Source organism: Siminovitchia terrae (assembly GCF_003605405.2).
GTDB lineage: Bacteria > Bacillota > Bacilli > Bacillales > Bacillaceae_C > Siminovitchia > Siminovitchia terrae.
Map to the genome: position 1 here is coordinate 56,054 of NZ_QYTW02000031.1, position 8,420 is coordinate 64,473.

Genomic DNA, 8,420 nt, shown 5'->3' on the forward strand with positions numbered 1-8,420 from the left:
CATAGGCTGAAGAAAAGAATAAAGTAATAGTATTGAGGGTGACAATGTGAGCGGAAATGTCTTGCGTTATTTTGCCGGCGGTAATACAGCAAAGGGTTTTAGTCATTTGTATGATTCAAATTTGCGCGGACTGAACCGTGTCTTTATTCTATCAGGGAAGTCAAGTTTGGAGAAAAAGATCTTAATTCACAAGCTGATGAATGAATGGATCGGAAAAAATGTAAATCTTGAGGCTCTTCATTCCCCAAATGATCCTGATTCGTTGGAGGGACTGATTATACGGGAGCTCGGATTCGGGATTGTTGACGGTGATTTTCCACGTGAGATCGGGAAGGAGTTTGTTGGTGACAGGTGGGAGACGGTCGATCTGGACGTAATGTCCCTCTCTTCCCTAGAAGTTGCAGCAAAAAAGGATATTGCACAACTAACAGAAAAGAGAGGGCGTGCTCTGGAAAATGCCTATCAATCATACGCAGCAGGATTACGGGTCCATGATAAATGGGAGAAGCTTTATATTGACCGGATGGACTTTTTAAAGGCGGATGAAGTGACAAATCGCCTTGTTACGAAGCTGTTTTTAAAAGATTCGCCCCGACAAGATCGAACAACCAAACGCCGGTTTCTCGGTGCGGCAACTCCAAAAGGGCCAGTCGATTTTGTAGATAATATTACATCTGGCTTGGAAGCGAGATATTTTTTAAAGGGGCGAGCAGGAACAGGAAAATCCACTGTTTTGAAAAAGCTTGTTATGGAAGCTGAAAAAAGAGGCTACAATTTGGAAATCTATCACTGTGGATTTGATCCTGCCAGTCTGGATATGGTTGTTGTCAGAGAGCTTGGGTGGGCAGTGTTTGACAGTACTCAGCCGCATGAGTATTTTCCTTCCCGTAGGGGAGATGAAGTGATTGATATGTATGAATTGGCGGTAGCACCTGGAACTGATGAATTGTATGCGAATGAAATTGCAGAAATTGAAGGGCAATACCGGGAACAAATGGACGCCGGAAAGAACTATCTCGCTGAAGCAAAGCGTATCAATGATCGGTTGGAATCGATTTATCAGGACAAATTGGAACATTCACTGATTGATGAAATATTTTATGATATTGAAAAAGAAATCAAGCTGCTTGCAAAAGACTAGAGCCTCTTCGAAAAAAACCGAAGAGGTTTTTTTCTGTTTCAGATTAAGGAGGTATTAGGTGCAACTGATTTTTTGGTATGAATGGCCTCGCCACAAGGCATTGTTTTCAAGTGCCTGGCAGGCGTCTGCATTTTTATATGACATAAACGCTGTCCTCTCTAAATAAACATAATATACATTATATTTAACTTCATTCAGCAGAAGTCTCCCACTTCAGTAAGTGGTGAGATGAATGCATATTGGTATTTCATTCAGTGGGAGTTCACTTCGGCGGATGTCAAAGATTTTCAGAGGAAATTATCGAGCGGAGCTCGATAAAGTCTGGGCGCAAATACGCCAAGGCGCATTTGATAGAGAATTTGAGTCATTTTGGCGTGTGTCTTTTTGAAAAGTACAAACATATTTATAAATTCCTATGACGGAGGAGTCGATATGTCGAAAGTGCTGCAGCAATTTTTAACGGAGAATTTGACTGAGCTTCATAGCCAAGGCCTATACAATGAAATAGACACGGTTGAAACGCCAAATGGTCCCATTATCAGAATTAATGGGGAAGAGCAAATCAATCTTTCGTCCAATAATTATCTCGGCTTGGCAACGGATGAGAGATTGAAAGATGCGGTAACGGATGCGGTTAGGAAGTGGGGAGTGGGAGCAGGGGCAGTTCGCCCTATCAATGGGACACTTAAAGTCCACGAAAAGCTGGAAGAGACACTTGCCGCTTTTAAAGGGACGGAGGCTGCCATCTCCTATCAATCAGGATTTAATTGTAATATGGCGGCCATTTCGGCAGTAATGAATCAAAATGATGCCATTTTATCAGATGAGTTGAATCATGCTTCCATTATTGACGGCTGCCGTCTTTCGCGGGCGAAGATCATCCGTTTCAGCCATTCAGACATGGATGATTTGCTCAAGAAGGCAAAGGCTGCAAAGGAATTGGGAAGCTACAATAAAATCATGGTGATAACCGACGGTGTTTTTTCGATGGATGGAGACGTTGCCAAACTGCCGGAAATCGCCGAAATCGCTGAAAAATACAATTTAATCACATATGTTGATGACGCGCATGGATCGGGAGTCCTTGGAAAGGGAGCGGGTACGGTAAAACATTTTGGTCTTCAGGAAAAGATAGATTTTCAAATTGGTACTCTTTCAAAAGCAATCGGTGTTGTAGGTGGTTATGTTGCAGGAAAAAAATCGCTGATTGATTGGCTTAAAGTCAGATCTCGGCCATTTTTATTCTCTACTGCCGTTACACCTGCAGACGCAGCGGCAGCGACAAAAGCGATTGAGCTGATGATGGAAAGTACGGAGCTTTGTGAACGCTTATGGGAAAACGCAGATTACTTAAAAAGTGGCCTGAAGAAGCTGGGATTTGATATTGGTCACAGCGAAACCCCTATAACGCCTTGCATTATCGGGGAGGAGAAAACAACTCAGATGTTTAGCAAGCTTCTTTTTGCTGAGGGAGTTTACGCAAAATCGATTGTTTTTCCTACTGTTCCAAAGGGGACGGGGCGTGTGAGGAATATGCCGACAGCAGCTCATACGAAGGAGATGCTGGACCGGGCGGTTGCAGTCTATGAAAAAGTGGGAAAGGAAATGGGGGTCATTTAACTTCATTCAGCAGAAGTCTCCACTTCTATAAGTGGTGAGATGAAAGCATGTAGGTATTCCATTCAGTGGGGTTCAAACCCCGGCTGAATACAGTAAAAGCCTCCGGCGGATGCCACCAATTTTCAGAGGAAATTTATCGAGCAGAGCTCGATAAAATCTGGGCGCAAATACGCCAAGGCGCATTTGATTCATTCAAGAAGGTTCACGACAGCACATCGTTTGTACCAGGAGGCAATACAATGAAAAAGATCTTGGTGACTGGTTCCTTGGGGCAGATTGGCTCAGAGCTCGTCATGAAACTTCGTCACGAGTATGGGGACAACAATGTCATTGCATCGGATATCCGCCGTCTGAACAACGAAGTGGTCGAATCAGGCACTTTTATAGTGCTGGATGTTATGGATGGCAATGAGGTATGGAAAACAGCTAAGACATATGAGGTGGATACAGTCATTCACCTGGCTGCATTGCTTTCCGCTTCAGGGGAGATGAAGCCGCTGCGGGCATGGAATCTCAACATGGGTGGTCTTATCAATGTGCTGGAGGCTGCGCGAGAGCTTGGTCTGAAAGTTTTTGTACCCAGCTCCATTGGTGCTTTTGGCCCTGAGACACCGAAGCAGCAAACGCCCCAGATCACGATCCAGCGACCATCTACCATGTACGGAATCAATAAAGTTGCAGGCGAACTTCTTTGTGATTACTATTTTCATAAATACGGCGTAGATACACGGGGTGTCCGATTTCCCGGACTTGTCTCACACATGGCTCCTCCGGGAGGTGGTACAACAGATTATGCCGTGGAAATCTATTATGAAGCGACCCGGAATAAAAGCTATACCTGTTTTGTCGGTCCCAATACTTGTTTAGACATGATGTATATGCCAGATGCTCTGAATGCCATCGTACACCTCATGGAGGCTGACCTTAACAATCTAACATTTCGAAACTCCTATAATATAACGGCAATGAATATTACGCCTGAGGATATCGGCAATGAAATTAAAAGGCATATCCCTTCATTTGTCATTAATTATAAAATTGACCCCATCCGGCAGGCGATAGCTGACAGTTGGCCAGACTCTTTGGATGACTCAGCTGCTAGACGGGATTGGGGATTTAAGACAGGATTCGGTTTAACTGAAATGACTGCAGATATGCTAGAAAAAATTAAAGATAAATGATTCGAGCCTCCTGTGTTTATAGCAGGAAGGCTCTTTGTTTTGATATACTGAGACTATCTAGAAAAGCGGAAGCGCCTTGATCAGCCCCGACCAGCACAAGACGAATCCCGAGGAGGCAGTACTTGAGCCACCACAGGGAAACGGCTTGTGACCTCGAGGGGCTAGGCGCTGGAGCTGGACAAAGAAAAGCGTAAGCGACTTGATCAGCGCGGGCAAACAAGACGAATCCCGAGGAGGGTAGTACTTGAGCCGCCACAGTGAAGCGGCTTGATCCTTGCGGGGCTAGGCGCTGGCGGCTTTAAGCCGCGACGTCCTTTCGCTTTGCTTGCACTAGGGCGTCCCTGTCCGTCGGCAGGCTCAGAACGCGACGTCCTTTCGCTTTGCTTGCACTAGGGCGTCCCTGTCCGTCGGCAGGCTCAGAACGCGACGTCCTTTCGCTTCGCTTGCACTAGGACGTCCCTGTCCGTCGAAGCTGGACAAAGAAAAGCTTCTTTTAATTAAATTTTTCCATAGCAAGTTATACTTTCTTTACTCTACAAAAATTCAGGAGGTCTGTAGCATTGTTGACGAAGGCAAAGGGCTTTCTGCAGTCTTACTTTGGATTTGACGATTTTCGATCGGGGCAGGATACAATCATTCAAAAAGTGCTGGAGGGTAAGGATACTCTGGGTATTATGCCGACAGGAGGCGGCAAGTCCCTCTGTTACCAGATTCCCGCCTTATCGCTGCGCGGAATCACAATTGTTATTTCTCCATTGATCTCGCTGATGAAGGATCAAGTGGATGCACTGGAAAAGGCAGGTATCCCCTCTACTTTTATTAACAGCACCGTTGCAGGATCAGAAATGCGGGAGCGGATGTCGGGTTTATATAACGGTAAATATAAGTTGGTTTATATTGCACCTGAGAGATTGGAAACCGACTATTTCTTAAGACTCCTTAAGGAAGTCCATGTTTCGCTAGTCGCGATAGACGAGGCGCATTGTATTTCGCAGTGGGGCCATGATTTTCGACCGAGTTATTTACTGATCCGAAAATTAATCAATAGAATCAAGCCAAAACCGACGGTATTGGCATTGACTGCAACAGCTACTCCGCAGGTGCGTGAAGATATCCGCCAGCTTTTGGATATTAGTGCGGATAATACGATAGTCACGGGATTTGAAAGGGAAAACCTCCACTTTCATGTCGTAAAAGGGCAGGACCGCGATCTGTTTTTAATTGATTATATCCGAAAAAATTCAGGACAAGCTGGAATTGTTTATGCGGCGACCAGGAAAGAAGTGGAGCGGTTATATCATTTACTGAAAGCTAAAGGAATTGCGGTAGGGAAGTACCATGCAGGATTATCAGAAAATAGCCGCGGGATTTACCAGGAAAAATTTCTATATGATGATCTTGATGTGATGATTGCTACAAATGCCTTTGGAATGGGTATCAATAAATCGAACGTCAGGTTTGTGATCCATTATCAGATACCGCGCAATATGGAGTCCTATTATCAGGAGGCAGGCAGGGCAGGGAGAGATGGGGAAGAAAGTGATTGCATTCTGCTTTTCGCTCCCCAGGACAGCCATATCCAATCATTTCTCATTGACCAGTCTGAAATGGATGAACAGCGTAAGGAAAATGAGTTTGGTAAACTGAGAAAAATGGTTGCCTATGGCCATACAGAGTCTTGTTTGCAGCAGTATATTCTGCACTATTTTGGCGAGGAAGATGCTCCTGTTTGTGGAAAATGCGGTAACTGTACCGATGATAGGGAACAAGTTGATGTGACCGTTGATGCCCAAATGGTTTTATCTTGTATTAGGCGAATGAATGAGAGATTTGGGAAAACGATGATTGCTAAAGTGCTGACCGGTTCCTCGGACCAAAAAATACGAAGCTTCGGCTTTGACCAACTGTCTACCTATGGAATTATGAAAAATAAGACCCAGAAGGAGACAATGGAGTTCATCGACTTTTTAACGGCAGAGGGGTATTTACGTCCTACTGATGGGTCTTACCCCATATTGATGTTGACCGAAATAGCTGGGGATGTTTTGCGCGGAAAAGAAAAAGTGACGAAGAAGGAAAATGTGCGTATTACACAAATTGTGGAAGACAACATGCTGTTTGAGTTGCTGCGCAAACTTAGAAAAGAGATTGCTGATGGAGAAAATGTTCCGCCATACATCATTTTTTCAGATGTGACGTTAAAAGAAATGAGTGCATTACTTCCAAGAAACGAGGTGGAGCTAATGCAAATTAAGGGTGTTGGAGAGAGGAAGCTGGAGGCGTACGGGCCGGCTTTTCTAAAAGCAATAAATCAGTATTGTGAGGAGCAGGGGATAGAAAGGACGGAAATGAGTCTTCCAGTTGGACAGGCACCCAAAAAGCAATCAGAGAGAACTTTAAACAAGGAACCTAGCCATCATGTAACTTATCGGTTGTTGGAGGAGGGCCTCTCCATTGCGGAAATTGCCGCTGAACGCGGCGTGACGGAAAGAACCATTGAGGGACATTTGTTAAAATGTCCGGGCGATGGGTTGGAAGTGGATTGGTCCCGCTTTGTTCCCTCTGAATTTGAGCCATTTATTCGGGAGGCAGTTGAACAAGTAGGGATGGAGAGATTAACGCCGATCAAAGAACTTCTATCAGAGGAAATCAGTTTTTTCATGATTAGAGCTTATTTAGAAAAACAGAAAGCGTAAAATAACCCGCCAAACCACTTATGCATCGTTTTGGCGGGTCTTTCTTAGGAGTTAATCAAACGATTGATTAACCGAAGTGGCCAGAGTAGAAGTGCTTTAACTTCATTCAGCAGAAATCTCCCACTTTTATAAGTGGTGAGATGAAAGCATATTGGTATTCCATTCAGTGGGGGTTCAAACCCCGGCTGAATACAGTAAAAGCCTCCGGCGGATGCCACATATTTTTAGAGGAAATTTATCGAGCTGAGCTCGATAAAATCTGGGCGCAAATACGCCAAGGCGCATTTGATTATCAGGGGAGTGTGGACCTCAGATTTCTTAATCAAACGTTTGATTAGTGGGAATGAGTAGGTGGAGTTATCTTTATCGCGTGGATTAGCANTATCAGGGGAGTGTGGACCTCAGATTTCTTAATCAAACGTTTGATTAGTGGGAATGAGTAGGTGGAGTTATCTTTATCGCGTGGATTAGCAGTGGTGAATCAAAATTAAGAGGCTTTAATCAAATGATTAATCAATTGTTGAGCCCAGGCACTTAGGATTCCACTCAACGTTAGATTGAGTGTTTGCAACAAGATTCATGTTGTTTTAATCCTTTTTTGTATGATTAAAATATAATAGGTTCAAGATGATACCATTTCGCATATTAAAGATCGAATATGCAGCATGTTTCACCTGCTTCCCGCATAGAATGAAAGTTAATATCCAGATGAAAACTTTGCAAAGTAGGTTTCGTTGCATTTTTTCCGTTTTTTCGCTAGAATACATGCCAATATCAGAGGACGGAAAAGCCTAAAGAGAAGGAGACATGACATTGATTAAATGTATCGCCACCGATATGGATGGAACACTGCTCAATGCTAGTCAGGAGGTAAGTGAAGAAAATAAGCTTGCAATCCAGGCGGCCCAAGAACAGGGGCTTGATTTTCTTGTTGCGACAGGGCGCTCCTACCATGACCTGCGTTATGTTTTGAATAAAGTTGACATTCGGTGTCCTGCAATCTGTCTGAACGGTGCAGAAATCCGGGACGAAGAAGGGAATATTGAATTTGGTATTGGGTTAGATGAAATGACAGCGGAAAAAGTAGCTTATGTACTCGATAATGCAGACATGTACTATGAGCTTTATACGAGTAATGGGACTTATACAACAAATTATGAAAAAGGAATCCAGGCTGTCATGGACATTTACCTTACTGCCAATCCTTCTATAGAAGTTTCGGAGTTAAGAAAAAGGGTTGAAAAGCGGTTTGAAAAACGTCTGATCAAGATAGTAAATGATTTCGATGGTGTTTTTGGAGTGGAGGACATTACCACCTATAAATTTTTCGGTTTTTCAAGGGACCAATCGCTGCTTGTTAATGTAAGCAAGCGGCTTGAACAAATTGATGGGATCACAGTGACAGCTTCCGGACGCCAGAACATTGAAATCACCCACAAGGATGCAAAAAAAGGAAATGCCTTAAAGCGTTATACGGAAAAGCGGGGAATTTCCCTAGAAGAGACGATGGCTTTTGGTGATAATTACAATGATTTATCGATGTTGGAATTGGTTGGGCATTCGGTTGCCATGGGAAATGCCGAAACAGAAATCAAAGAGTCCTGCTGCTATGTTACGGGGTTGAATACAGAAAACGGGGTAGCCGAAGTGATATACAGAGTTCTCGAGGAAATGGCGATATCCTAAACCCTATAAAAATAAATAGACCGCATGAAATCAAATTTAAAAACCTGGTGGTTACCCCTAAAAGTTAGAGTTTTTATTATGCAGCTGGTGGGCTGG

At 43.8% G+C, this 8,420-nt stretch carries 7 protein-coding genes; all 7 read left to right on the forward strand.

The window, feature by feature from the left end:
- Nucleotides 1–46 precede the first annotated feature (46 nt).
- The 7 genes from D5F11_RS22030 (at nucleotide 47) to D5F11_RS22055 (ending at nucleotide 8,324) form a co-directional block, all read left to right on the forward strand.
- Complete coding sequence (locus D5F11_RS22030; protein WP_120118208.1) at nucleotides 47–1,141, forward strand: PRK06851 family protein; 1,095 nt, start codon at nucleotides 47–49, stop codon at nucleotides 1,139–1,141.
- Between the two features lie 232 nt (nucleotides 1,142–1,373).
- Nucleotides 1,374–1,529: a hypothetical protein gene (locus tag D5F11_RS26930; RefSeq protein WP_185830854.1), complete on the forward strand. Its 156-nt coding sequence runs from the start codon at nucleotides 1,374–1,376 to the stop codon at nucleotides 1,527–1,529.
- A 44-nt stretch (nucleotides 1,530–1,573) separates the two neighbouring features.
- Nucleotides 1,574–2,761, forward strand: a complete 1,188-nt coding sequence (locus tag D5F11_RS22035; RefSeq protein ID WP_120118207.1) for a glycine C-acetyltransferase — start codon at nucleotides 1,574–1,576, stop codon at nucleotides 2,759–2,761.
- A gap of 239 nt (nucleotides 2,762–3,000) precedes the next feature.
- A complete protein-coding gene (locus tag D5F11_RS22040) occupies nucleotides 3,001–3,942 on the forward strand; it encodes an L-threonine 3-dehydrogenase (RefSeq protein WP_120118206.1) in 942 nt (313 codons plus the stop codon).
- A 560-nt stretch (nucleotides 3,943–4,502) separates the two neighbouring features.
- Nucleotides 4,503–6,638 carry a DNA helicase RecQ gene (gene recQ / locus D5F11_RS22045; protein WP_120118205.1) on the forward strand — a complete coding sequence of 712 codons (2,136 nt, stop codon included), beginning with the start codon at nucleotides 4,503–4,505 and terminating at the stop codon, nucleotides 6,636–6,638.
- A 140-nt stretch (nucleotides 6,639–6,778) separates the two neighbouring features.
- The gene (locus tag D5F11_RS22050) at nucleotides 6,779–6,976 is read left to right on the forward strand and encodes a hypothetical protein (protein ID WP_120118204.1); all 198 of its coding nucleotides are present in this window, start codon (nucleotides 6,779–6,781) and stop codon (nucleotides 6,974–6,976) included.
- Nucleotides 6,977–7,451: 475 nt separating this feature from the next.
- Nucleotides 7,452–8,324 carry a Cof-type HAD-IIB family hydrolase gene (locus D5F11_RS22055; RefSeq protein ID WP_120118203.1) on the forward strand — a complete coding sequence of 291 codons (873 nt, stop codon included), beginning with the start codon at nucleotides 7,452–7,454 and terminating at the stop codon, nucleotides 8,322–8,324.
- Nucleotides 8,325–8,420 lie beyond the last annotated feature (96 nt).